Raw genomic sequence first — 22,835 nt, 5'->3', positions numbered from 1 at the left:
GCGGCGCTGGCGCGCGACCCCTGAAAACGTCCGGGCCGGCTCAGACCCGGACGACCGGTACGCCGAGGCTGTTCGCGGCCGCCGCCACGCTGTCGAACCGGTCCGTAGTGTCGACGACCGGCGCGTCGAGATCCGCGATCCGGGCCGCCGCCAGCGCGGCCGTCACCTCGCAGCCGACGATCCCGAGCGGGTCCGTCGAGAGCGTCGCCTCGCCCGGCACGGCGTCGACGGCGTCGTCGAACGCCTCGCTCACCTCGGTTGCCAGCGCTCGCCGGGCGTCCCGACGCCGGTTGGCGACGCGGTCCTGTAGGCGGAGGCGTCGCTCGCGGGCTTCTCGGGCTTCGCGGGCGCGTCGCTGCGCGGCGTCGTGGGCCTGCTCGGCGGCGACCAACTCCGTTTCGGCCTCCGAGAGCCGGCGGGTGGCGTCCGCGAGCGCGGCCTCGGCCTCGGTCGTGTCGGCGCCCATCTCCCGCCGGCTCTGGAGCCGACCGCGTGCGGTCGCGACTTCCTCGCGGAGGCGCTCGACCTCGGTTCCGGCGTCGGCGAGACGGCGACGGGTGGGGTCGGTGTCGACCGCCTCGATCGACAGCGAACGGAGCGCCCGCTCGGCGGCGGCCAGTTCGCGTTCGACCGCCGGGTGGTGGCCGCGGGAGCGCGCGGCGGCGACGACTCGATCTAGCGGGTCCGTGCCGTCGCCGGGCGAGCCGAGTCGCTCCCACCACCGCGACGGCGAGGGGCAGTCGACGATCAGTGCCGTGCTCTCTCCGCGGACCGCCGCGCGGACCGCCTCGGCGTCGACCCCCTCGGCGCGGAGGTCGACCGCCCGCCCGTCGCCGAGGAGCCCGCCGTCGTCGCCGTCGCGGACGACGACCCGCATCAGAGCTCCCGGCCCTGCATCGCCGCCGGGTCCGGGTGGTCGGTGCCCGTCGCGAACTTCGCGTACGGCGTGCTCGGCTGCTCGCGCGCCTCGTAGGCCGTCGCCGCCTCGCGGATCGACTCGGGGACCGACTCGTACTCGTTCAGTGGTCGCGTGCGTTCGATCTGTACGTCGTCGCCGTGTTTCTCCCGCAGTCGCAGCGCGAGGAAGGCGCCGAACTCGGTGTCGGCCAGCAGCGCCGCCCGCCCGAACTGCCGGACCGTGGCCGCCTCGTGGCTCCGGCAGACGTTCCGCAGACTCGTCCGTGCGTCACGGGAGTACGTCACGACCAGCAGCATTTGCTTGCTGCTTACGACAGAATGAATTAAAGCTTGCGTGTCCGGACGTTCCGTTCGCCCGTCTCGTCGACTTCGACCACGGCGTCCATCAGCCCCGTCAGGACCTCGATCGTCTGTCGGTCGTGGGCCTCCGGATCCATGTGGAAGTGGGCGAAGGCGTCGACCGTTGCCAGCCGACCGGTGAGGATGTGGAGGAACTCGTAGGCCGTCTCGAGCTCCACGTACTGCAACAGCGCGGTCAGGGAGTCGAAGCAGACGACGGTCCGGTTGTCGTTCTCCGCCCAGTCGGTGAGGAACTCGGTGATGCGGATCCCCAGCCCGGTGAGGTCGTTCGGGCTGGTCACCGTCTCGATGGGTGCGTTGGCGTCCGGGAGCGACGGCCCCCCGGCGCCCCCGCCGCCGGCGTCGGCGGCGACCGAGCGGGTAGAGTCCTCCACGCTGACGATCCCCATCTCCGCCGGTTTGCCGTCGGCGTGTTCCCGCCAGCGGCGGAGCTGTTGGTCCGGCGATTTGGTGAAGGACACCCAGAGGACGTTCGTGTCGGCGGCCGCGTGGGGGTGGAGCAGTTGCGTACAGTTCTCCTCGCCGGCGAACGAGGAGTTAAGGAGCAGCGTGCTGTTCGCACCTGCCAGGCGATCCGGTAGCGTCTCGGCTGTCTGCGTTACTGTCACGGCCGTGCCTCTCTACTACCACGTTGGCTGGTACTACCAAAAGTCTTTTCGACTTTTCAACACTGAGAACGCTCAGAGCGGCTCGACATCGAACGTCGCGTGTTCCGCGTCACTGAGCGATCGTACTCTCGCTTTCGCCGTCTCGGCGTCGGGGGCGACGACGACGACGCCGTCGACGGCCTCGTCGCCGTGTGCGCGGTAGGGGCGGCGCTGTTCGGCCTCGAACTCGGTGGCGTAGCTCTGAAGCACCGACTGCACGCGCCGCTGGGTGGTCGCGAGATCGGCCTCGCCGTCCTCGAACGCCCGCAGCGCCTCCTCGACGTTGCGCAGCGCGGAGATGTGGTCCACGTCGATCGTCGGTGGGGCCCCCGGGCCCATAACGATTGCCGAGCGAGGCGGCCCTACACAGTCACGGCAACACGTTCCTGGCGCCGAGCCGGAGGTCGACGCCGGTCACGAGCCGTCGCCGGACTACGTCCGGCTGGCAGCCGAGAATCAAAGATTCTCGGCGACGTGACTGGCGCTACGTCGTCCGCAGGTGGCCCTGGACGGGCTCGTACAGTTCGCCCTTCTTCCGGAGGCTCTCGATCTCCTTCTCGGCTTTGTCCTCGTCCATGCCGACCTCGCCGGCACGGTCGAGTACCTCCTCGATCGGCGCGCCCTCGTCGTACTCCTCCTCGATGTCGCTGATGAGCGCCTTCACGCTCTTGATGCGGTCCCGCTGGGACTTGCTCGTCCCCGTCTCCACCACGTCGGCGTCGAACTCGCCGGTCTCGGGGTCGACGCCGATGTTCTCCAGGCTGTCCCGGACGATCTCGATCACGCGATCGGCGTCCTTCTCCTCGACCACGTCCGAGAGGCGGACCCGCGCGGAGGCCTCCGCCAGCCGGACGAGCGCCTCCAGCTTCCGGGCGGTGACGGGCACGGGGGCGTCCTCGTCGGCCCCCTTCGCGCGCAGGTCGACGTAGAACTCCTCGATGGCGTCTTTGGCCTCGTCGGACATCGTCGGGTAGACGTTGCGCTTGGCGTAGGCGATGTACTTCCGCAGCAGCTCGGCCTCGATGTCCGGCGCCACTTCCTCGGTGACGTCGTCGACCTCCGCCTGGCTGAACTCCGAGTTGGGGGTCTCCTCGCGCTGGGTGTTGAGTTCCCCCGCGTAGTTCGTCTTCAAGATGTGCTCCGCCAGCCGGCTGTCGTGTTCGGGGTCGGGCTGGTCGGTGACGGTGAAGATCAGGTCGAACCGGGAGATCAGCGCGGGCTCGAGGTCGATCTGCTCGCCGATGGGCTCGTACTGGTCGAACCGGCCGTACTTCGGGTTCGCGGCCCCCAGCAGCGAGCACCGGCTCTTGAGCGTGGCGTTGATGCCCGCCTTGGAGACGGAGATCTGCTGCTGTTCGAGCCCCTCGTGCATCGCCGAGCGGTCCCCCGAGTCCATCTTGTCCAGCTCGTCGATGGCGGCGATCCCCTTGTCCGCGAGCACGAGCGCACCGGCTTCGAGCGTCCACTGCTGACCGTCGCCGAAGTCGTCGCGAACCGCCGCGGCGGTGTTGTGCGTGACGAGACCGTTCCCGAGGAAGTTGTGCGTCTCGGGCACCGTCAGGTCGAACACTTCTTTCTCGCCAGTGTCCTCCGCAGCGACGACTTCGTCCCAGACGAGGTTGGCCTCGACAGCCTCCTCGACGATCGGTTCCACGTCGCCGAGGTCACGGTCGCCGAGCATCTCCCTCGCGCGGGCCCGGCTCGGGTTGTCCCCGCGGTTGAGGTTCTGGTAGAACGGGCCGCCAGCACCGTCGGCACGGAGGAGTGCGTCCCCGACCGGGAGTCGCTCCCCCCGGCGGGGGGGGTCCACGACGATCTCCGAGAGTGCTTCGGATTTCGTGGTCGAACGGAAGCCGATCTCCTCGGCGAACGTGTCCAGTTCCGTGCCGTAGATCGCGAGGTGGGTCTGTACGGAGGTGGACTCGATCTCGTGGCCGTCGGCGCGCTCGTACGTCCCGCGTCGGTCGCGATCGCGCGTCCGCGAACGGACACCGTAGGTCTCGAGCATCAACTGGACCTGCTCGGCGAGCCGTGAGCAGACGGTCGAGAACTGAACGCTCGAACCACCGTCGTCACGGCCACAGACCGACCCGTCGGCGTCGAACAGCCCGCGCAGGAACGCGTCGGCGTGTTCTGCGGTCGTGAGTCGCGGATCGAGTGCGATGTCGTCTTTCGGCGACTCGACGCCGAGGTTGCTGAAGAAGCGAGCGACGGTCGCGCTGTGGAGACGGATACAGGGGACGCGGTCGTCCTGATACTCGATCTCCGGGCGCTTGTCGAACGTCTCAGCCATGATCTCCGCGGCTTCCCGGAGCAGTTCCTCGTCGCTGTTCGAGATCCGGACCTGGCCGCGGTTTCCACCGCGCCGCGAGACCATCACGTCGCCGTCGCCGAACACCAGCCCGACGAGGTACATGAGGTCCGCGTCGAAACGCTCGGGGATAGTGACGCCGCCGCCGTGCCTGAGCATCGCCCGCTCGATGTCGATATCCTCGCGCTTGGCGCCGATCGCGTCGAGCACCGTGTCGAGGCGGTCCTGCGGCAGGTGGCGGTTCCGTAGTGAGTCGTAGACGAAGTCTTCCGTGAGATCGAGCGCCGCGGCCGCGTCCCGAAGGGTTCCGAACTCCTCCCGGAGGCCGTCGACGAGCATCGTCGCCGACTCGTCGCTGGGTTTCAGTTTCTCCTCGGTGAACTCGACGAACGCCATCGGATCGGGCGACGTTCGCTCGACGTTCGTGTACGACGGGACAGCGACGTGATCGCCGGCGCCGATCTCCGAGATCTCCTTCCACTCGAACCCGTCGGCGCCACAGACGAGCAGGGGCGTGTTCGTCGACGCCTCGATCTCCTTCCCGTGGGCCGTCTCGACACGCCGGCAGGGCTTCTCGGGCATCCGCCAGACGTGAGAGCTTTCGGCGGTTTCGACCGTTCCGTCGTCCCGGTTGTACGTGTAGAGATCGCGCTCCATCGGCGCCGCCGTTTCCTCGTCGACCGGCTCGGGATGCTGATCGGCCGTGAGCTCACGGATAGGCGTGAACCCGTCGGTGGTGTGAATCAGCGTGTCGCCGGTGACACACAGGCCCGCCGCGGACGACCCTTTGCCGGAGGTGTAAACTGAACGCGGAGCGACCTGTTCGACATATGATATCATCTGGGACTTCCCCGTACCCGGATCCCCTATCAGCAGCAAGTGGAGGTCACCCCGGATCCGGGACCCGTCCGGCAGGTGTTTCGTCACGCCGGAGAACAGCTGCAGCACCATCGCGAGCTTCTCCTGCTCGTAGCCGTAGATCGCGGGGGCGAGGGAGCCGACCATCTTCTCGTAGACGTCGGGGTCGTTCGAGAGTTCGACGATCTCGGCGATGTCGTCGTCGGTGATGTCCATGTCCTCGAACTCCTCGTCCTCGATCTCGATCGTGACCCCGTCCATGTAGAGGTCGAACAGGGCGGTCTTCTCCTGGCCCTGCGTGACCTGCTCGATGTGGAGCACGCCCGTGACCGTCACGTGGTCGCCGGCGGTCACGTCGCCGGTGATGTCGTCCTCGATGTCGACGTCGATGCTCTGTGGCGTCTCACCGCCGCGGAGCCCCTCCGGGCTCTCCTGGACACGGAGCTTCTGGGAGTCGACGAACTCCGACTGGTCGTGGTTGACGGAGAACGGGCCCTGGCGCTCACAGCCCTGACACTCGTGGGGTTCCTGGAACCCCCCGTCGCTCTGGGGGATGTAGCTCATCGTCCCACAGCGCTGGCACTCGAAGGCGGCCTCGGTGACTTTCGGGCGCACGTCCGTCGCCTTGCGGATGATCCCCTGGATCGCGATCAGCGAGCCGATGTGGTCGTCCTGCACCCGGAGATCCCGGATGTCGACGGTCTGCTCGCTCGGGAGCCCCCGCATGCGGACGTGGGCCTGGCCGAGGCTCACGTCGGCCGGCAGGTCGTAGAGCCGGAGCGCCTCCTCGGCGTACTCCCGCATCTGTTCGGGCTTGGCGAGGTAGTCCTCCGCGAGATCCCGATCGAACGTGAACAGGTCGTTGTAGTCGACGTAGAGCGAGCGGCGCTCGTTGGGGTACTCCTGTGCGAGCCGCCCCACCTCCTCCCGGTAGTAGTTCCGGTAGAACTGGATGAACCGCTCGGTGAGCTCCTGGTTCCCCGTCTGAGCCATCTTACCTTCCCTATCTCCCTCATCGGTTAAGGGTTATCGGCTCCACAACCCTGGGGCCGAACCAGTCACCACGCTTGAACGTTTGGGTTCCGGAGAAAGCTTTATCTCTCCCGACTGCGTGTGTGTGCTTGTCATGGCCATTAGTGCCGAAGACCTGCGACGCAAGACCGGCTTCGAGCGCGTGCTCTCGTGGTTCGAGACCGAGGACGAGGAGGTCGAGGCCGCGACGGCGTACAAGGCGCTCGAGGACGAGTACCTCTACTGAGGCCCACGCTCGCCCGGCCCCGCGAGCGGTGACGTAGCCTGCCGTTTCTCACCCGTAGACCGACACGTCGGAGCCACGCTCCTCCATCATCTCGGCGGCGCGGTCGGCCCAGTCCGTGAAGTGGAACCCGGTGGCGACGACCAGCGCCATCCACACGTACGTGGCGCCGATCCCGACGTAGGCGCCGAGTGCGCCCCAGCCCAAGACGACCCCCAACAGGAAAGTCAGCCCCAACTGGAGGCCGAACACGCCGCTGGTGCGGGCCACGAGGGGGATTCGCGTCTCGCTCGCGCCCTGGAGTCCGCCCGAGAGCACCGAGAACACCACGAGTGCGGCGCCGCAGATGCCGTACACCTGCGCGAACGCGACGGCGTAGCCCACGGTCCCGGGGTTGCTGGTGAACAACGAGACGAACGTGTCGGCGGTGAAGACGAGACCGACGCCGACGCCGCCGACCGTCAGCAGGCCGAGCGCGGCGACGGCCCAGCCCTCGAAGCGCGCGCCGTCGGCGTCGCCCTCGCCGAGTCGCTGGCCGACGACGACGCTGGCGGCGACGTTGTACCCGCGCGAGAGCGGTCCGGTCACCTGCTGGTACATCCGGCGGCCGATCTGGAAGCCGGCGTTGACCGGCTGGCCGAAGCCGAGCAGGATGGCGTTGAACGGGAACTCCGCGGCCGTCGAGGCGAACCCCTCGGCGATCTTGGGCGTGCTGACGACGATCAGCTGTTTGGCGATGATCCAGTCCTCCGGCCACGCGAAGTCGGCCTCGGACCAGTCGGTCGCGATGGCGAGACAGAGCATCGACGCGGTGAACACGTTCGCGGCCGCGGTGGCGAGCCCGACGCCGACGATCTTGAGTCGCGGGATGCCCAGCGGCGCGAACCCCAGCCCGAACGCGAGGCTCCCGGTGATGTTCATCCCGTTGGCGACGACGTTGACGTACATCGGCGTCCGGGTGTCGCCGGTCCCCTGCAGCGCGCGGGCGGCGATCAGCGCGACGTGCCGGGCCGGCGCGGTGGCGAAGATGATCGCGAGGTACGTCGACCCCAGCGTCACCACGCGGTCGAGGTTCTCGACGTTCTGCCCCGTGCCGAACACCCGGATCGCCGGCTCGCTCAGGAAGAACCCGAGCAGTATGAACGGGACGCCGAGCAGCGCGCCGAGCAGGATCCCCTGCGTGATCGCCTCGTCGCGGTTGGCGTCGGCGGCCGCGCCGCTGTCCTGCGAGGAGAGCGCGATGGTGCCGCCGCCGAGGCCGAGCCCGATCCGCAGCGGCAGCCGGGCGTAGAGGTCCGCGAGGCCGATGGCGACGACGCTCGCGGGGTTGAACGTCGCGGTGACGACGATGTCGACGGTCCGCATCAGCGTCCGGAACGTCTGTTCGGCCATCACCGGCCACGCCAGCGAGATGACCCGCTTCCAGACCGCGCGGACGCGGGGCCAGTCCATGGATCGTGGCTTTCGTGGCCGAGGCTTGACGCTGACGGAAGCGGCTAGCCAGCCGCCGGGGCTCGCCGGATCGGGCCCCACAGTCGGTGGCGTTTTGCCCCGTGCCCCCTGAACCCCGTCCGTGCCCGACGAGGACTGGCGCGACCGGCTCGCCGAGGCGGGTGAGCTCACCCCCGAGATAGCCGGCGCCATCCTCGACGCCCACGGCGACCGCGGCTCCCGCGCCATCGAGGCGGTCTCGGAGGGGCGGGTGAAGGAGTACCGCGACTTCACCGTCGTCGTCGGCCACGAGGACGAGTACGTGATCGAGGACGACGGCTGTACCTGCGCGGACTCGGCGTACAACATCGACAGCGAGGCGGGCGAGCGCTGTTGGCACGTGCTCGCGGTTGCGATCGCCGAGCGCGTTGGGGCCGTCGACCACCACGACATGTGGTACTCCGAGGTGCGGGAGTTCATCTGAGCCCTCGCGAACCGGGAACGTTTAGACCGTCGCCTCACTACGTCTCTGTATGCCGAACTGTCCGTTAGCCGACGACTGCCCCAGCTTCTCCGAGCGAATCGAGGGCATGGGCTGTCAGCACTACGGCGACAGAGGGGGTGCCGAGTGGTGCAACCATTACGACATGCCCATCGACGAGCTCAAAGAGCAGCCGGTGAAGCCGGGCGAGGAGATCGTCGTCGACGTGACGGACATCCACGAGAGCGGTGCCGGCGTCGGGCGGACCGAGGACGGGTTCATCGTCCTCATCGACGGCCTGCTGCCGGAGTGTCGGGCCCTGGTCCGCATCGACCGGGTGAAGTCCAGCCACGCCAAGGCGAAGAAAGTCATCGAGAAGATGCCCCTCGAGGAGGAGGAAGGGGAGAGCGGCGAGGGCGACGGGCCGGACGAGGAGGGCGTCGAGCCCGACGACGAGGACGGCCGCCCCAACCGCACCGACCGCGAGCGACTCGGCTCCCGAGACAACTTCTGGGGCGGCGACGGCGCCTGAGACGGTCCCGACTGGGGCAACCTTCTTGCGAACCGGCGGGGAACGCATTCGTGATGCCTGAAGAACAATTGTTCAAGTCTGAGGAATCGCGTTCGCGCGCGGAGATCGCCGACGCCCTCGTCGCCGCGGCCGAACAGATCGAGAGCGGAACCGTCACGCTCGAGAGCGGGACCGATACGCGGGAGGTCACCGTCCCGGAGTCGTCGCAGTTCGAGGTCGAACTCGAACGGCTCACCGACTCCGAGACCGGCGAGCAGCGGTACGAGCTCGAGTACGAGGTCCGGTGGACGGAGTAACCCGCCACGAACTGTAGGTTTTTCTGCCGCCGGCGCCCAGTCCCCTCCATGACCGACGGCGACGCCGAGAACTCGCGGGAAAATCCGCCAGCCGGCGGCGGGGAGTCGAACGACTCCCCCGGTCGGGACGGGTCCGACACCCAGCCCGCGTCCGACGGCTCCGTCGACGCCGACGAACTGCTCGCACAGTCGGGGTTCGACGCCGACAGCAACGTGCTCACGCGCCGGCAGGCGGAGGTGCTCGCGCTCCGGGAGCACGGCCTGCGCCAGTCGGTGATCGCCGACCGCCTCGGGACCTCGCGGGCGAACGTCTCGAGCGTCGAGGCCAGCGCCCGCGAGAACGTCCAGAAGGCCCGGGAGACGGTCTCCTTCGCGGAGGCGCTCTCGGCGCCGGTTCGGGTCCGCGTCGAGAACGGCACCGACCTCTACGACGTGCCCGAACTGGTGTACGACGCCTGCGACGAGGCGGGTGTGAAGGTGGGCTACGCGGCGCCCGAACTGATGAAGATCGTCAGCGACGCCGCCGGCGACGCGATCCACGGCCGGGAGGTGCGCGCCGAACTGCTCGTCGGCGTCACCAGCGACGGCCAGGTCCGGGTGCGCCGGACCCACGAGGAGTAGCGACGGCCGTCAGAACGCGCCGCGATCGGCCAGCACGGAGACCAGTTCTCGCACGCGCTGGGCGTCCTCTTTTGGCACCACCAGCACGCGGTCGTCGTAGACGACGACCGCCAACCCCGAGACGCCGACCAGCGAGACGTGTTTGTCGTCGCTCGCGACCACGTTGTCGGCGGCGTCGACGGCGGTGTACTCGCCGAGCGCGACGTTGCCGTCGTCGTCCGGCGCCAGCACGCGGTCGAGTGCGTCCCACGACCCCAGGTCGTCCCACGCGAAGTCGGCGTCGACGACGGCGACGTTCTCGGCGCCCTCGAACACCGCGTAGTCGACGGAGACCGGTTCGACTGCCTCGAACCCCGCGTCGGGGTCGCCGGCCGCCAGCGCGTCGACCAGCGGCACGAGCGGCGAGTCGGCCGCGGCGTCGAGGAAGCTCGCGGGCGTCCACGCGAACATGCCGCTGTTCCAGCGGTAGCCAGCGTCGACGTACGCCCGGGCGGTTTCGGCGTCCGGTTTCTCGTGGAACTTCGCGACCTCGTGAAACCCGACGCCACCCGTTTCCCGGGCGGCGCCGGGTTCGACGTAGCCGTAGCCGGTCTCGGGCCGGTCGGGCGTGACGCCGAAGGTGACGAGCCGGCCGGTCTCGGCGGCGACGCGGGCGCCCGCGGTCATCGTCCCCTGGAACGCCGCGTCGTCGTCGACGCGGTGATCGCTCGGGAGCGCGACGATCACGAGCTGTTCGTCGGCGTCCCCGTACTCCTCCCGGATCCGGTGGGTCGCGTAGGTCAGCGCCGGGCCGGTGTCTTTTCCGTCCGGCTCGACCAGTACGTCGGCGTCGGGCGCGTGGTCGCCGATCTCGTCGGCGAAGCGCGGCCGGGTGGCGACGATCGTCTCGTCGGCGAAGCCGGCGCGCTCGACTGTCTGACTGAGCAGCGAGCGGTCACCACTGATCGGGAGGAACTGCTTGGGGCGATCGGACCTGCTGGCCGGGTAGAGTCGCGAGCCGATGCCGCCCGCGAGGACGAGCGCGACGACGTGCATAGGTGGAGGTCGGCGGCGAGCGTGTTCAACCCGGTGGCTCCGGTCGGCGGCCAGTTAGCGCAGCCCCTCGACGCCGTCGGGTACGTGGGTATCGAGCGTTCCCCGTTCGAAGTAGAGCAGTTCGGCGCTCACGACGAACGCGCCGATGACGAGCACCATCCAGAACGTCTCGGGCTCGCGGTCGTAGAGGTTCCACAGCATCACGGGGGCGAACGCGAACCCGCCGACGACGCCGACCAGCGGCGGCAGGGGGTTGATCGCCTCCCGGTCCCGCTCGCGGAACGCGAGCAGGCTCGTCGCGCCGAAGACGACGATGAACGAGAGCGACGCGAAGGAGGTGATGGCCCCGAGGCTGCCCCAGGCGGTGAACGCGGCGGTCATCCCGCCGAGAACGAGCACGGCTTTGGTCGGAACGCCGTCGGCGTCGGCGTCCGCGATCTGGTCGGGCAGCAGGTCGCCCGAGACGAGTTTCTTCGCGAAGTGGCCCGCGGAGAACAGCGTCGCGTTGATGGCGCTCCCCGTCGAGAACAGCGCCGAAACCGAGACGACCAGGAAGCCCAGCGAGCCGAGGCCGAAGTAGCCCAGCATCGCCGACGCCGCGTCCGCGAGCGCGACGTGCGGGCGCTGCTGGATCGCCTCGGGCGCGAGGTTGGTCGTGACGAGCGCGACCAGCACGTAGATACCCACCGCGACGGGGATGGAGATGTAGACCGCCTGCCGGATGGTCCCCGTCGGGTTCTCGATGCGCTCCTGGTCGTAGAACAGCAGCTGCCAGCCCTGGAACGCGACGAAGGAGATCGCGGCGGCGACGACGGGCGTGACGCCGGTGAGCTGGCCGACCCCGAACTGCACCGACTGGGCCGACACCGGGCCGAGGTACGCCAGCCCCCAGACGCCGAAGGCGACCAGGATCCCCACCTTCGCGGCGACGAGGACGTTCTCCGCGGCGCCGGTCGTCTGCGCGCCGGCGACGTTCAGCCCGACGAACAGCGCGACCGCCAGCACCGAGACGACGGGGCGGAGCGGGACGCCACCCACGCCGTCAGGAACGCCCTCGAACCCCAACGCGAACTCCGCGAACGCGAACGCGTACATCGCGATCGAGCCGACGTAGCCGAACAGCAGCGACCAGCCGACCATCCCCGCGAGCGTCGAGTTACCCACGAACTCCTGGACGAACGAGACCGAGCCGCCGCGCTGGTCGCCGACGCGGTTGAGCACGGCGTAGGAGTAGCCCGCACAGATCGCCACCATGCCCGCGGCGACGAAGCCGAACCAGGTGGCGTACATCGAGATCTGGGCGACGACGCCCAGCACCGCGTAGATCCCGCCGCCGATCATCCCGCCGAGCGCGATCGAGACCGCCTCGGTCAGCCCGAACTCGCCGCTCATACCCAAACCCCGTCGACTATCCGCCGAAAGCGTTGCGGCCGTCGCGGCGTCCGCCGTGGATCCCGGGGATCACCACGTCTCGACGACGCCCTCGCGCACGTCCTCGGCACAGCCCCGGCAGTCCGGGTGGTCGGCGTCGAAGCAGGCCGGTCGCCCCTCGGCGTCGATCTCGACGGCGCGGCGGTCGGCGTGGCGCCGGCAGACGATCTTCGCCCGGCCCTCCTCGTCGGTCGGGAGGTCGAACTCGGCGGGTGCACGGCCCGTCTCGTACGCCTCGCGGGCCTCCTCGAACTGCTTGCCCGCGTTCCGGAGTTTGGTCCGGATGAACCGTTCGAGGCGTTCGTCCATGGCGGAATCTGGCGGGCCGTGCCCAAAGAGGCGTCGCCCCGGCGCGTCGACGCCGCGATCGCTCGCGTTGGGTTTCAGTTCCGCCACGGTGGCGGAATCTTAAATACCGTTAGGAACCAACCTGCGTACGCCTCCCAACGAAACACAGGCGGAGGCAGGCAACCCATGAGCGAACTCGAGTCACACGCAGCGGCGATCGCCGAACAGTTCTCGGACCACCTAGACATCACCCAGGAGGACGTCGAGGAGCGCCTCGAGACCCTGGTGGAGGAGTACCGCGTCCCCCTCGACGAGGCCCGGCGCAGCGTCGAGAGCCAGTACCTCGACGAGGCCGACCTCGAACGGGACGAGCTCGGCAGCGGCGACAGCGAACTCGTCCAGCTGGGCGAGATCGACGAGGACGAGCAGTGGATCGACCTTCGCGTGAAGGTCGCCGACCTCTGGGAGCCCGGCCACGAGTCCATCGCACAGGTGGGCCTGCTGGGCGACGAGAGCGGGACGATGAAGTTCGTCGCCTTCGACACCTCGGACCTCCCGGAACTGGATGAGGGGACGAGCTACGCCCTCTCGAACGTCGTCACCGACGAGTACGAGGGGAGCTTCTCGGTCAAACTCAACAAGACGACCACGATCACCGAACTCGACGAGGAGGTCGAGGTCGGCGACGACGCCGTCACCGTCGAGGGCGCGCTGGTCGACGTGCAGTCGGGCTCAGGGCTCATCAAGCGCTGCCCCGAGGACGACTGCACGCGCGTGCTCCAGAACGGCCGCTGTTCGGAGCACGGGCAGGTCGACGGCGAGTTCGACCTCCGCATCAAGGCCGTCCTCGACGACGGCCGGGAGGTCCACGAGGTCATCTTCGACAAGGAGACCACCGAGGAACTGACCGGGATCGACCTGGAAGAAGCCAAGCAGATGGCCACCGACGCCCTCGACACGACCGTCGTCGTCGAGGAGATGCAGGGCGACCTGCTGGGCCACTACTTCGAGGTGTCCGGCCCCGTCTTCGGGCGCTACGTGCTCGTCGACGAGTTCGAGCGCCTCGACGGGCCGGCCGATCCCGAGAGCGCGCTGATCAAAGCGAGGTCGATCTAAATGTCCGCAAACGCCCCCATGCGCGAAGTCGCGCGCCGCGTCTTCGCGTCCGAGTTCAACGACGCCAGCCACACGTTCAAGGAGTCCGACGACGAGCGCGCCCCGGCCTACCAGCTCCTCCCGACGGGGGAGAAGGCCAACCGCGTGTTCTTCGTGGGCACCCTGACCGAGAAGGAGGACATCGGCGAGGACAACGAGTACTGGCGCGGTCGCATCGTCGACCCGACGGGGACGTTCTTCGTCTACGCCGGCCAGTACCAGCCCGAGGCCGCCTCCACGCTGCGTGACCTCGACCCGCCTGCCTACGTCGCCGTCGTCGGCAAGCCGCGAACGTACGAGACCGACGACGGGAACGTGAACGTCTCGGTCCGCCCCGAGTCGATCACGGTCGTCGACGCCGCGACCCGGGACCGCTGGGTCGTCGAGACCGCCGAACGCACGGTCGAGCGCGTCGCCGCCTTCGAGGACGAAGGGAACGAGTACGCCCGGATGGCCGCGGACCGCTACGACGCCGACCCCGACCGCTACCGCGAGGTCGCCGTCGAGGCGCTCCGCGGGATGGACGAGGACGGCGACGCGGACGCGACCGACACCGACGGGCAGGCCGAACCGACGCCGTAAGTCGGCCACCCGGCCCGGTTCTCCGTATTTTTCACCCGACCAGCCACAGCACCGGTGACGGCTAAGTGGCTGCAGACGGAGACGGGGGTATGGACCGATCAGCACACACGCGACCCCGGCGGGTGAGTCGATGCGCGTAGCCGTCGTCGGCGGCGGCGCGGTCGGCGTCACGGTCGCCCACGACCTCGCAGCGGGCGGCGCCGACGTGCGCCTCTACGAACGCGACGAGGAGCTGGGCGACGACCGAACCCGGCCCCGCGACCGAATCGAGGGGAGCTCCCACCGCGCGGCGGGGGTGCTCGCCCCGCGCCCGACTGACGGGGTCGGCGCCGAGATCGCGAGCCGGGCGCTGGACCGCTTCGAGTGGCTGAGCGACCGCGACCACCGGTTCTCGGTCCACCCCACGCCGCAGGTCACCCTCGTCGACGCCGAGGCCGGGGGGAAGCAAGCCGCGCTCCGCGAGCAGACCGACGCCGCCCGCGAGCACGGCGTCGACGTGGCCTGCCACGAGCCCGAGGCGATCGCCGACCGGTTCCCCGAACTCGACCTCGGGGGCGTCGGCCTCACGGCCGTGACCGAGCGCGCGGCGTACGCGACGCCCGGGCCGGGCGCGTACGTCGCGGCGATGGCCGATCGCGCGCGCGACGCCGGCGTCGACTGCTGGACGGGCGTCGAAACCAGCGTCTCCCACCGCGGTGACGGCCCGCGCGTCGACGGCGAGCGCTTCGACGCCGTCGTCGTCGCCGCCGGCGGCTGGACCAAGCGCGTGCTGGCGCCGACGGGCATCCAGCTCCCGCTCAAGCCCTACCGCGTGCAGGCGCTCGTCTCCGGGGCGGACTACGACGGGCCGATGGTCCTCGACACCGAGGCCGGCGTCTACTTCCGCCCACACCCGGCGGGCCTGCTCGCGGGCGACGGCACCGTGCCCGAGGAGTGCGACCCGGACGGCTGGGAGCCCGGCGGCGACGACTGGTTCGTCGACGGCGCGCTCGATGCGGTCGCGAACCGGACCGGCCACGACGCGGGTGCCGACGCCGCGTGGGCGGGGATCGCGACGGCGACGCCCGACGGCGAGCCGCTACTGGGGGAAGTGGAGTCGGGCCTCCACGTCGCGACCGGCTGGCAGGGCCACGGGTTCCTCCGGGCGCCGGCGACGGGCGAAGTGCTCGCGGCGCAGGTGCTCGGGGAGCGTGACCCGATCGAGGCGTACGCCCCCGGACGGTTCGAGGGCGTACCCGAGTTCGCCGTCGAAGAAGGGATGTCGCTGTAGCTTACTCCTCGCTCTCGGCGTCCGCGGCGTCCTCGCTCCCGGTGTCCGCCTCCTCCTCGGAGTCGGACTCGTCCTCGCCCTCGGCGTCGAGCGGCACGTCGGTGGCGTCTTCCTCCTTCGGGATGCGGACCTCGAGCGTCCCGTTCTCGGTGAGCGTCGCGTCGGCGCCGTCGGCGTCGACGACGGCGTCCGGCGGGAGGCGTGCCCGCCCCGAGAGCGCCAGCCCGCGGCCGGGGAACCGCGTCTCGAACTCCTCGTGGAACGAGCGGAACCGGTCGGCCCGGACCTGTACCTCCCCGTCGACGAACCGGACCTGCACGTCCGAGGGCTCGACCCCCGGCGCGTCGAACACGACGAGGTAGGCGTCCTCGCTCTCCAGCAGGTCGTAGGGCAGCGGTTTGCGCTCCTGGACGCGGCTCACGCCGCGGCCGACCCGCTCCATCACCGCGTCGACGGCCGAGCCGCCGATGTCGCCGAGTTTCGTCATAGCTCGATCTCCTCCAGACAGTCGGTCCCCCCACACAGCGGACACGAGAGATCCGCGACGGAGTGGTCGTCGGCGATGTCGTACGTGTAGTGGTTCTCGAACATGTCGAGCTCGCAGTCCTCGCTCGTACACTTGACCTCCTTCGTGGCGGGCATCGTACCCGGTCGTTGGGGCGCCGGCGGCTTAAACGGGCCGGGCACCGGGCCGTTCCGCGGGTGACTGCGGGCTCCCAACCGCCCCCTGACCGGCACAACACCGAAACCGGTGGCCGCCCAACTGTCCGTATGGCCAAGCCGCGGCTGGTGTACGACGACGACTGCGGGTTCTGTACGTGGTGTGCGGCCGTCGGCGCGCGCTACGGCGACGTGGAGCCGGTCGCGTTCTCGGCGCTCTCGCCCGACCAGAAAGCTCGCCTGCCGGCGGACTGGCGCGAGTCGACGCACCTGCTGACCGACGACGCGGTCTACTCCGCCGGCGCCGCCGTCCAGGGCGTGCTGGTCCGAACGAGCGTGCTGTTCGTGGCGGTGTTCTGGCTGCTGGAGCGGGTTCCGGGCTACGACCGCCTGCGCGAGTGGCTCTATCAGTGGGGCGCGAACCGCCGGGCCTGGTGGGGGAAACTCGTCAGCCGCGGGTCGCTATAGCTCGTCGCGAACCGCCGCCAGCACGCTCCGGCAGGTCGCGCGGTCCCGCAGCGGCGCGCCCGCGAGGTACTCGGAGAGCAGTTCCCGGACGAGCAGCAGCGCCTCGCGGTCGAGGCGGAGGGGGTCGTCGCTCTCGAGCGCGTCGAGGAGGTCGAGCGCGGCCGTGCAGTCCCCGTCCACGGTCGGCTCGGCCGCCGACGACTCCGTGAACCCCCCGTCGTCGGCCGTTGGCTCCGTCTTCTCGTCCGTCCGTTCGCCGAGATACTGCAGGAGGGCTGCGTGGAGGACCCACTGTTCCTCGTCGCCGAGATCGAGGCGGGCACCGTCGTCGTGTTTCGGGTCGGCCATCGGCCTTGTCGACTCTCTTTCGTCCAGACGGGTATAGTTACGCATCGGTTAGACCGCGGTTTTCGTCTCGTACTGCGGCGAGCCGATCGCGGATCGAGGCGGCGAGGCGGCGCGCCCGGCGGGCGACGGCGTGGGGCGCGTCCCGATCCCCGCGCTGGAGGTGGAGCGACCGGAGGTAGGAGAGCCCGTTACAGAGCGTCAGCGCCTCGCGGCACCGATCGAATCCCGTCGGGAGCGGCCGGACCGACTCGTACGCCTCGCGGAACACCGCCTCCGGCACGTCGTGGTCGGCCCCGGGGCCGAACACCGGGAGGACGGTCCGGAGGTAGTCCCACTCCGCCGGCGCGGCGAGTGCGTGTTCGAAGTCGATGACGGCGGCGACCTCACCGTCCGTGTCGAGCCCCACATGTTCCCCGAAGTAGTTGCCGTGACACAGCACCGCGTCGCCCGCGGCGTCGAACAGCGCGCGGTCTTCGCGCACCCACCCGAGCACTTCCCGCGCGAGGTCGCCGTAGCCCACGCCGTCGAGGAACCGGGCGCGCCGTTCGAGCAGTGCGATCAGGGTGTCGCTCCAGCGCGGCTCAGTCTCGACTGGCGGTTCCGTCGGATCGTCGACGACACTCGCCGGTTCGAGGCGGCCGGTCCACCCGATCTCGGCCGTGTCAGCGTGCAGCGTCGCCAGCCCGCGTCCGAGCGCACGGATGCGGGCCTCGTCGCGCGTCGGCGTCGCGCGGGGGACGCTGTCGTCCCAGCGCGCCACGAAGTGGTCGTCGCCGACGGCGAGGAGTTCCGGGACGGGGATGCTCGTCGCCGCGTCGACGTACCGCATCGCCGCGGCCTCGCGCCCGAGTTCGGCTTCCGGGTGAATTTCGAGCTTGCAGACCGCGCGCTCGCCCCGGAACCGGACCTCGTAGGTGGCGTGCGGGCGGACGCGGTGGCGTTCGCGAACGATCTCGTACTCGTCGGTGTGGGTCGACAGCGCGTCGTGGATCTCGTCGTGCATGGTGGCGTCGCGTGACGGGCGACGGCCGGCCGAGCCCAGCGCGGTGCTGCAGCTACGGCCGGGAGAAGACGAACGGGACGTGGGAGAACTGCGTAAAAAACGTACCTACTCGAAGGCCGCGATACCCGTCAGATCCTCGCCCAGGATCAGCGTGTGGATGTCGTGGGTGCCCTCGTAGGTGTACACCGTCTCCAGGTTCGCCATGTGGCGCATCGGCGAGTGGTCGGCGACGATGCCGTTGCCGCCGAGCATCTCCCGGGCGACCGGCGCCTGTTCGCGGGCCATCCGGACGTTGTTGCGCTTGGCCATCGAGACGTGCTGGGGCCGGAGGTCGCCGCGCTCCTTCAGCTCGGCGAGGCGGTAGGCCAGCAGCTGGGCGGTGGTGATCTGGGTCGCCATCTCCGCCAGCTTCTGCTGTTGGAGCTGGAACCGCCCGATCGGCCCGCCGAACTGCTCGCGGTCGGTGGCGTACTGGCGGGCGGTCTCGAAGCAGTCCCGCGCGGCGCCGACGGCGCCCCACGCGATCCCGTAGCGCGCCTGGGTGAGACAGGAGAGCGGCCCCTTCATCCCCTCGACGCCCGGCAGCACGGCGTCCTCCGGCACGCGGGCGTCCTGCAGGCTGACCTCGCCGGTGACCGACGCCCGCAGCGAGAGCTTCTCGTCGATCTCGTTGGTCGTCACGCCGTCGCGGTCCGTCTCGACGAGGAACCCGCGGACGGGGTCGCCGTCGGTCGAGCGGTCCTTCGCCCAGACGACCGCCACGTCGGCGATGGGGGAGTTGGTGATCCACGTCTTCGAGCCGTTGAGCACGTACTCGTCGCCGTCCTTCTCCGCCCGGGTCTCCATCGCGGACGGGTTCGAGCCGTGTTCGGGCTCCGTGAGGCCGAAACAGCCGACGGCGTCGCCGGCGCCCAGATCCGGCAGCCAGCGCTCCTTCTGTTCCTCGCTGCCGAAGGCGTGGATGGGGTACATCACCAGCGCGCCCTGCACGGAGGCCATCGAGCGCAGGCCCGAGTCACACGCCTCCAGTTCCTGCATCAGCAGGCCGTAGGCCGTCTCGGAAACGTTCGGCGAGCCGTACCCCTCGAGGTTGGGCGCGTAGAAGCCGAGGTCGCCCATCTCGGAGACGAGGTCGGTCGGGAACGTGCCGTCGATCCAGTGCTGGCCGATGTCGTCCCGCACTTCCTCCTCGACGAAGCGGCGCGCGGTGTCCCGGATCAGCCGCTCCTCCTCGTCGAGGTCGCCCTCCAGTCCGACGTAGTCGAGCATGGTGGTACTCGTATGCAAGGGGGCAAAAGGAGTTCGCTATCCCGGGAACGCTACGCGCTGGCTTCGCCGGCGTCGGCGCCCGCCGCGGCGACTTCCGCGGCGTAGCGCGTGAAGTTCTCGAACAGCCGCTTGGCCTCGCAGGCGGCCTCGTAGTTGGCGGGGGTGATGTCGTCGAGGACGGCGTCGACGCGCTGGTCGCTCAGTTGGTCGCGCTTCCCGTCGGTCACTTCGCGGGCGGTCTCGATGTCGTACTCGGGGTGGAACTGCACGCCCCAGGCGTGCCCCGCCCGGAACGCGTGGACGCCGTGTTCGTTCTCCGCGAGCAGTTCCGCCTCGGCCGGCAGGTCGACCACGGTGTCGCCGTGGGTGGTGAAGGCGAGGAACGAGTCGCCGAGCCCGTCGAGCAGTTCGTCGTCGTCGGCCTCGGGTCGGCGCTCGATCTCGTTGTAGCCGATCTCGAAACCGTCCATCCCGGCGACGCGGCCGCCCAGCGCCTCCGCGAGCACCTGGTGGCCGTAACAGACGCCCAGGATCGGGATGTCGCGTTCGTGGGCCTCGGCGACCCAGTCGACCAGCGGCGGGATCCACGCCTCGTCCCAGTAGACCGAGGCGCGGGAGCCCGTGACGACGACGCCGTCGAACCCGTAGTCGGCGGGGAGTTCGCCGTCGGTCACGTCGAACTCTGCGAGGTCGGCGTCGAGCTCGCGCCGGAAGTTCCGGCTGGTGTTCTCGTCGCCGTGGGCCGCGTGCAGCAGCGCGAAGCGGAGTCGACTCATTACCCGAGGCTCGGGCACGGGGCGAAAAGACGCTTTCGGGGGCTCAGGCGTCGCCGTCCTCAGAGACTAGCCGCCAGGCGTCGCCCTCGCGGTCGAGGTAGCCGCGGTGGACCATCTCCTCGAGCACCTCCTCCAGCCGGTCGGGCTGGGCGATCTCCATCTCGATGCGGTTGATCCCGTGGTGCTCCGAGAGCAGGCCACGGATGTCCTCCTCGTCGAACAGTTCGCCGCCGTCCTCCTGGGCCATGGCGCCGGAGATCAGGTCCACCATGTCCTCGATGAAGTTCCACGGGTAGACCATCCACGTCCACTCCGAGAGGTACTCCCCGACGTAGTCCGGTTCGAACTCGGAGGTGCCCAGCAGCTGCAGCGTCGCGGTCCGAACGGTCCCGGGGTTGCGGTCCCGGACGTACTCGTCGGCGCGCTCGATCGAGCCGCCGGTGTCGGCGATGTCGTCGATGATCAGCACGTCCTTCCCCTCGACGCTGCCCTCGGGCATCGGGTACCGGACCTCGGCGCTGTCGGACTTCTCGGCGGTGCCGACGTAGTGTTCCATCTTCAGGCTCGCGAGGTCGTCGAGGCCGAGGAAGTCACAGAGGCTCCGCCCCGCGAACCAGCCCCCGCGGGCCAGCGCGACGACGACGTCCGGTTCGAACTCGTCCTCGCGTACCTCCTCCGCCACGTCCCGGCAGAGCCCGTATATGTACTCCCAGTCGGTGACCGTACAGTCGAAGTCCTCGGGGAGGTCGCTCATCGGTCGCAATCTCGGGCGGGCGGCAGTTAAGGGTTCAGAACCCCGGACGTGGCGGTGCGCCGCCCGACCCCGCCCTTTTTGCGTCATCGACGGAACAGGCAAACGGATGCTGGAGTTGGAGCACGGCTTCCGGGTCGTCGACGTGCACACGCGACTCGATCCGGACGAGGAGGCCGTCGCAGTCCGGGGCCGGCAGGTCTCTCCCGAGCGCCTGGAGCGGGAGATGCACCAGGCCGGCGTCGAGCGCGCGGCGGTCTCGCCCGGGCGCACCCCGAGGGGCGAGGGCTACCTCCGGGCGAACAACGCGGTCGCCCGCCTGAGCGTCGACCGCCCGCTGCTGCCGTTCGCCCGCCTCGGCGGCCCCCGGCGCATCAGCCGGGTCGTCGGGCCGCTCGTCAACCCCGTCAAACGGGCGAAGTCCCACCACACCACCGCCGGCGACGTGGAGCAGTACGCCTACGACGACCGCTACCACGGGTTCACGCTCGCCCCGGCTCACGACGGCCTGCCGACGGCGGCGGTGATCGACGAACTCGCCGCCGTCGGCGACCCCGTGCTCGTCCACGCCGGCGAGAACTGCCCGCCCCGCGCGGTCGCCGACACGCTGCTCGGCCGGGGGTTCCCGGTCGTGCTGACCTCCTTCGGCGGCTACCCGCTGAACGAGAACCTGATGGACGCGGCCCTCTCGCTGCTGGAGACCCACGACGACCTCTACCTCGACACCGCGTACGTGCCCGACCGGGACGTGCTGGAACGGGGCCTGCTCGAACACCCCGACCGGATCCTGTTCGGCAGCGGGGCGCCGTCGGTCCACCCCAACGTGGGCGTCATGGAGATCCTCACCCTCGACGTGTCGGAGGACGCGATGCGCCGCGCGTTCACGAAGAACCCCGCGCGGGTGGTGCCGGGGCTCCTGCCGGACCGCTGACGCCGTCGGCGAGCAGCTATCGGTGCTGGCGCCGCTGTCGACCCCAGTTCCACGCTGGAGCGCGGGGCGACGCCGGTACGCCGGCTTCCGACGATCACTCCCGCCGGTCGTACGTCGCCACCGCGCGCTGCTTCTCGACCGCGAGCCCGTACGGGTTGCGCGTCTCGCTCCGGTCGCGGGCGCGAGCGACCAGGCCGTCGGCGCTGCCCCGCAGGATCCCGCTGATCACCTCCCGGCCGTTGCCGAACCACGCTGACGGGCTCCCCTCGCCGCGGAGGACCGCCCGTGCGGCGTCGGCGGCGTCGCCCGTGGCGTGTGCGAGCGTGCGCCGCGCGACGGTCGGCCGGGGGCCGTAGTTCTTGGTCAGCCGGTAGCTGAGCGACCGGTACTTCCAGTTCCGGTGCTGCTCGTCCGGCCCGTGGGGGCCGGGGCCGTCGTGCTCGTCGGCCTCCCGGTTCGTCGTCATCCCGTCGCGCCACGCGACCTGGTAGCCCGCGCCGGCGAGGCGGTGGGCGGCGTCGCGGGCGCCGCCGGTCCGGAGGTACTCGTCGAACCCGTCGAGCGTCTCCCGCAGCGTCGCGGTCCGGAACGCGACGTTGTCGCCGTTGAAGTAGCGCACGTCCCGCCCCGCGATCCGTCGGCGTTCGAGGTCGCCCCCGCCGTTCTCGCCGTCGTCGCCGTGGCTGACGGGGCCAGTGACCGCGCTGGCGGCCGCGAGCCCGTCCCGGATGGCGTCGACCCACCCCTCGGCGATGGTGAGGTCGAACCCCAGCAGGGCGATGGCGTCGCCGCTGGAGGCGGCGATGCCCGCGTTCCGGGCGACGTTGATGCAGCGGTCGGCGACTTCCACTAGCACGTCCACGTCGGTGCGTTCCCGCACCATCCCGGTGGTGCCGTCGGCGGAGGGGCCGTTGACGACCACCACCTCCGCGCCGGGCGCACGCGAGGCCAGCGAGTCGAGGCTGGCCGCGAGCCGGTCCCGACCGTTGAGCGTCGGAACCACGACCGAGAGGTCCATACTCCCCCTTCATCCGGCCGAGGGTTAAAAACGTGGTCGGCCCGAACCATCGTGTTTAGTTAAGCGAATTCCACCAGACGGCGAAGGCTTGCAGCCATGTTTCTGCCGTCGTCGGCTGCACGTTGCTGAAACTATTACTA

General features: G+C 69.9%; 27 protein-coding genes and 1 pseudogene. 10 read left to right on the top strand and 18 right to left on the bottom strand.

The window, feature by feature from the left end; genetic code table 11:
* Positions 1-40: 40 nt before the first annotated feature.
* From BMZ83_RS09460 to BMZ83_RS09440, 5 genes are all read right to left on the bottom strand, one after another.
* Positions 41-877, bottom strand: coding sequence for a DUF7856 family protein (locus BMZ83_RS09460; protein ID WP_074877996.1), 837 nt, complete (start codon positions 875-877; stop codon positions 41-43).
* Positions 877-1,215, bottom strand: coding sequence for a DUF7855 family protein (locus BMZ83_RS09455; protein WP_074877995.1), 339 nt, complete (start codon positions 1,213-1,215; stop codon positions 877-879). The genes BMZ83_RS09460 and BMZ83_RS09455 overlap by 1 nt, the downstream gene beginning before the upstream one ends.
* A 26-nt stretch (positions 1,216-1,241) precedes the next feature.
* Positions 1,242-1,886: a DUF7504 family protein gene (locus BMZ83_RS09450; RefSeq protein ID WP_074877993.1), complete on the bottom strand. Its 645-nt coding sequence runs from the start codon at positions 1,884-1,886 to the stop codon at positions 1,242-1,244.
* Between the two features lie 72 nt (positions 1,887-1,958).
* Complete coding sequence (locus tag BMZ83_RS09445; RefSeq protein WP_074877991.1) at positions 1,959-2,234, bottom strand: DUF7854 family protein; 276 nt, start codon at positions 2,232-2,234, stop codon at positions 1,959-1,961.
* Positions 2,235-2,409: 175 nt separating this feature from the next.
* Entirely contained in the window at positions 2,410-6,087 is a 3,678-nt protein-coding gene (locus tag BMZ83_RS09440) for an LAGLIDADG family homing endonuclease (RefSeq protein ID WP_074877989.1), read from the bottom strand.
* 133 nt (positions 6,088-6,220) lie between these two features.
* Between BMZ83_RS09440 and BMZ83_RS17355 the strand changes: the two genes are divergently transcribed.
* Positions 6,221-6,352, top strand: coding sequence for a hypothetical protein (locus tag BMZ83_RS17355; protein ID WP_255458115.1), 132 nt, complete (start codon positions 6,221-6,223; stop codon positions 6,350-6,352).
* A 48-nt stretch (positions 6,353-6,400) separates the two neighbouring features.
* On the opposite strand, the gene BMZ83_RS09435 is transcribed toward BMZ83_RS17355, so the two are convergent.
* Positions 6,401-7,801, bottom strand: a complete 1,401-nt coding sequence (locus BMZ83_RS09435; protein ID WP_074877986.1) for an MATE family efflux transporter — start codon at positions 7,799-7,801, stop codon at positions 6,401-6,403.
* Positions 7,802-7,922: 121 nt separating this feature from the next.
* Here BMZ83_RS09435 and BMZ83_RS09430 point away from each other — a divergent pair, with 121 nt between their 5' ends.
* From BMZ83_RS09430 to BMZ83_RS09415, 4 genes are read left to right on the top strand one after another with little or no spacing between them, the layout of a single operon-like run.
* The gene (locus BMZ83_RS09430) at positions 7,923-8,264 is read left to right on the top strand and encodes an SWIM zinc finger family protein (protein WP_074877984.1); all 342 of its coding nucleotides are present in this window, start codon (positions 7,923-7,925) and stop codon (positions 8,262-8,264) included.
* 49 nt (positions 8,265-8,313) lie between these two features.
* Positions 8,314-8,793, top strand: a complete 480-nt coding sequence (locus BMZ83_RS09425) for a TRAM domain-containing protein (RefSeq protein WP_074877982.1) — start codon at positions 8,314-8,316, stop codon at positions 8,791-8,793.
* A 53-nt stretch (positions 8,794-8,846) separates the two neighbouring features.
* Positions 8,847-9,089: an amphi-Trp domain-containing protein gene (locus BMZ83_RS09420; protein WP_074877980.1), complete on the top strand. Its 243-nt coding sequence runs from the start codon at positions 8,847-8,849 to the stop codon at positions 9,087-9,089.
* Between the two features lie 48 nt (positions 9,090-9,137).
* The gene (locus BMZ83_RS09415) at positions 9,138-9,710 is read left to right on the top strand and encodes a Tfx family DNA-binding protein (protein ID WP_079990153.1); all 573 of its coding nucleotides are present in this window, start codon (positions 9,138-9,140) and stop codon (positions 9,708-9,710) included.
* A 9-nt stretch (positions 9,711-9,719) separates the two neighbouring features.
* Here the strand turns inward: BMZ83_RS09415 and BMZ83_RS09410 are convergent, their stop codons facing one another.
* The 3 genes from BMZ83_RS09410 to BMZ83_RS09400 all read right to left on the bottom strand — a co-directional run bounded on the left by BMZ83_RS09410 (position 9,720) and on the right by BMZ83_RS09400 (position 12,485).
* A complete protein-coding gene (locus BMZ83_RS09410) occupies positions 9,720-10,745 on the bottom strand; it encodes a mannose-1-phosphate guanylyltransferase (protein WP_074877978.1) in 1,026 nt (341 codons plus the stop codon).
* 54 nt (positions 10,746-10,799) lie between these two features.
* Positions 10,800-12,137, bottom strand: a complete 1,338-nt coding sequence (locus tag BMZ83_RS09405; protein ID WP_074877976.1) for an APC family permease — start codon at positions 12,135-12,137, stop codon at positions 10,800-10,802.
* A 69-nt stretch (positions 12,138-12,206) separates the two neighbouring features.
* Positions 12,207-12,485 carry a DUF7091 family protein gene (locus tag BMZ83_RS09400; RefSeq protein ID WP_074877973.1) on the bottom strand — a complete coding sequence of 93 codons (279 nt, stop codon included), beginning with the start codon at positions 12,483-12,485 and terminating at the stop codon, positions 12,207-12,209.
* 165 nt (positions 12,486-12,650) lie between these two features.
* Here BMZ83_RS09400 and BMZ83_RS09395 point away from each other — a divergent pair, with 165 nt between their 5' ends.
* From BMZ83_RS09395 to BMZ83_RS09385, 3 genes are all read left to right on the top strand, one after another.
* Positions 12,651-13,580 (top strand): replication factor A, encoded by a 930-nt coding sequence (locus BMZ83_RS09395; RefSeq protein ID WP_074877972.1) that lies wholly within the window; start codon positions 12,651-12,653, stop codon positions 13,578-13,580.
* Positions 13,581-14,201 carry an RPA family protein gene (locus tag BMZ83_RS09390; protein ID WP_074877970.1) on the top strand — a complete coding sequence of 207 codons (621 nt, stop codon included), beginning with the start codon at positions 13,581-13,583 and terminating at the stop codon, positions 14,199-14,201. It begins immediately after the preceding gene.
* Between the two features lie 130 nt (positions 14,202-14,331).
* Entirely contained in the window at positions 14,332-15,471 is a 1,140-nt protein-coding gene (locus BMZ83_RS09385) for an NAD(P)/FAD-dependent oxidoreductase (protein WP_074877968.1), read from the top strand.
* Position 15,472: 1 nt separating this feature from the next.
* On the opposite strand, the gene BMZ83_RS09380 is transcribed toward BMZ83_RS09385, so the two are convergent.
* On the bottom strand, positions 15,473-15,958 hold the full coding sequence (locus BMZ83_RS09380; protein ID WP_074877966.1) for an Hsp20/alpha crystallin family protein: 486 nt from the start codon (positions 15,956-15,958) through the stop codon (positions 15,473-15,475).
* Positions 15,955-16,113: a DUF7559 family protein gene (locus BMZ83_RS16865; protein WP_166623266.1), complete on the bottom strand. Its 159-nt coding sequence runs from the start codon at positions 16,111-16,113 to the stop codon at positions 15,955-15,957. Before BMZ83_RS16865 ends, BMZ83_RS09380 begins: the two co-directional genes overlap by 4 nt.
* 129 nt (positions 16,114-16,242) lie before the next feature.
* Between BMZ83_RS16865 and BMZ83_RS09375 the strand changes: the two genes are divergently transcribed.
* Entirely contained in the window at positions 16,243-16,599 is a 357-nt protein-coding gene (locus BMZ83_RS09375; RefSeq protein ID WP_074877964.1) for a DCC1-like thiol-disulfide oxidoreductase family protein, read from the top strand.
* On the opposite strand, the gene BMZ83_RS09370 is transcribed toward BMZ83_RS09375, so the two are convergent.
* The 5 genes from BMZ83_RS09370 to BMZ83_RS09350 all read right to left on the bottom strand — a co-directional run bounded on the left by BMZ83_RS09370 (position 16,594) and on the right by BMZ83_RS09350 (position 20,749).
* Entirely contained in the window at positions 16,594-16,947 is a 354-nt protein-coding gene (locus BMZ83_RS09370; RefSeq protein ID WP_074877960.1) for a DUF7853 family protein, read from the bottom strand. The two genes, BMZ83_RS09375 and BMZ83_RS09370, sit on opposite strands and share 6 nt — an antisense overlap.
* A gap of 37 nt (positions 16,948-16,984) precedes the next feature.
* The gene (locus BMZ83_RS09365) at positions 16,985-17,950 is read right to left on the bottom strand and encodes a phosphotransferase family protein (RefSeq protein WP_074877958.1); all 966 of its coding nucleotides are present in this window, start codon (positions 17,948-17,950) and stop codon (positions 16,985-16,987) included.
* A gap of 105 nt (positions 17,951-18,055) precedes the next feature.
* Entirely contained in the window at positions 18,056-19,219 is a 1,164-nt protein-coding gene (locus BMZ83_RS09360) for an acyl-CoA dehydrogenase family protein (RefSeq protein ID WP_074877956.1), read from the bottom strand.
* Between the two features lie 50 nt (positions 19,220-19,269).
* Positions 19,270-19,995, bottom strand: coding sequence for a type 1 glutamine amidotransferase (locus BMZ83_RS09355; RefSeq protein ID WP_074877954.1), 726 nt, complete (start codon positions 19,993-19,995; stop codon positions 19,270-19,272).
* Between the two features lie 43 nt (positions 19,996-20,038).
* Entirely contained in the window at positions 20,039-20,749 is a 711-nt protein-coding gene (locus tag BMZ83_RS09350) for a phosphoribosyltransferase (RefSeq protein ID WP_074877953.1), read from the bottom strand.
* Positions 20,750-20,855: 106 nt separating this feature from the next.
* Between BMZ83_RS09350 and BMZ83_RS09345 the strand changes: the two genes are divergently transcribed.
* Complete coding sequence (locus tag BMZ83_RS09345) at positions 20,856-21,677, top strand: amidohydrolase family protein (protein WP_074877951.1); 822 nt, start codon at positions 20,856-20,858, stop codon at positions 21,675-21,677.
* A 94-nt stretch (positions 21,678-21,771) separates the two neighbouring features.
* Here BMZ83_RS09345 and BMZ83_RS09340 read toward each other — a convergent pair whose 3' ends face one another.
* The gene (locus tag BMZ83_RS09340; protein WP_074877949.1) at positions 21,772-22,695 is read right to left on the bottom strand and encodes a glycosyltransferase family 2 protein; all 924 of its coding nucleotides are present in this window, start codon (positions 22,693-22,695) and stop codon (positions 21,772-21,774) included.
* A gap of 55 nt (positions 22,696-22,750) precedes the next feature.
* Positions 22,751-22,835, bottom strand: a pseudogene (locus BMZ83_RS16295) (IS6 family transposase); the annotation flags it as partial.

The sequence above is a fragment of the Halolamina pelagica genome, from assembly GCF_900115675.1.
Classification (GTDB): domain Archaea; phylum Halobacteriota; class Halobacteria; order Halobacteriales; family Haloferacaceae; genus Halolamina; species Halolamina pelagica.
Note: the sequence above shows the minus strand (reverse complement) of the source record. Positions and strands in the feature narration are given on the sequence as shown.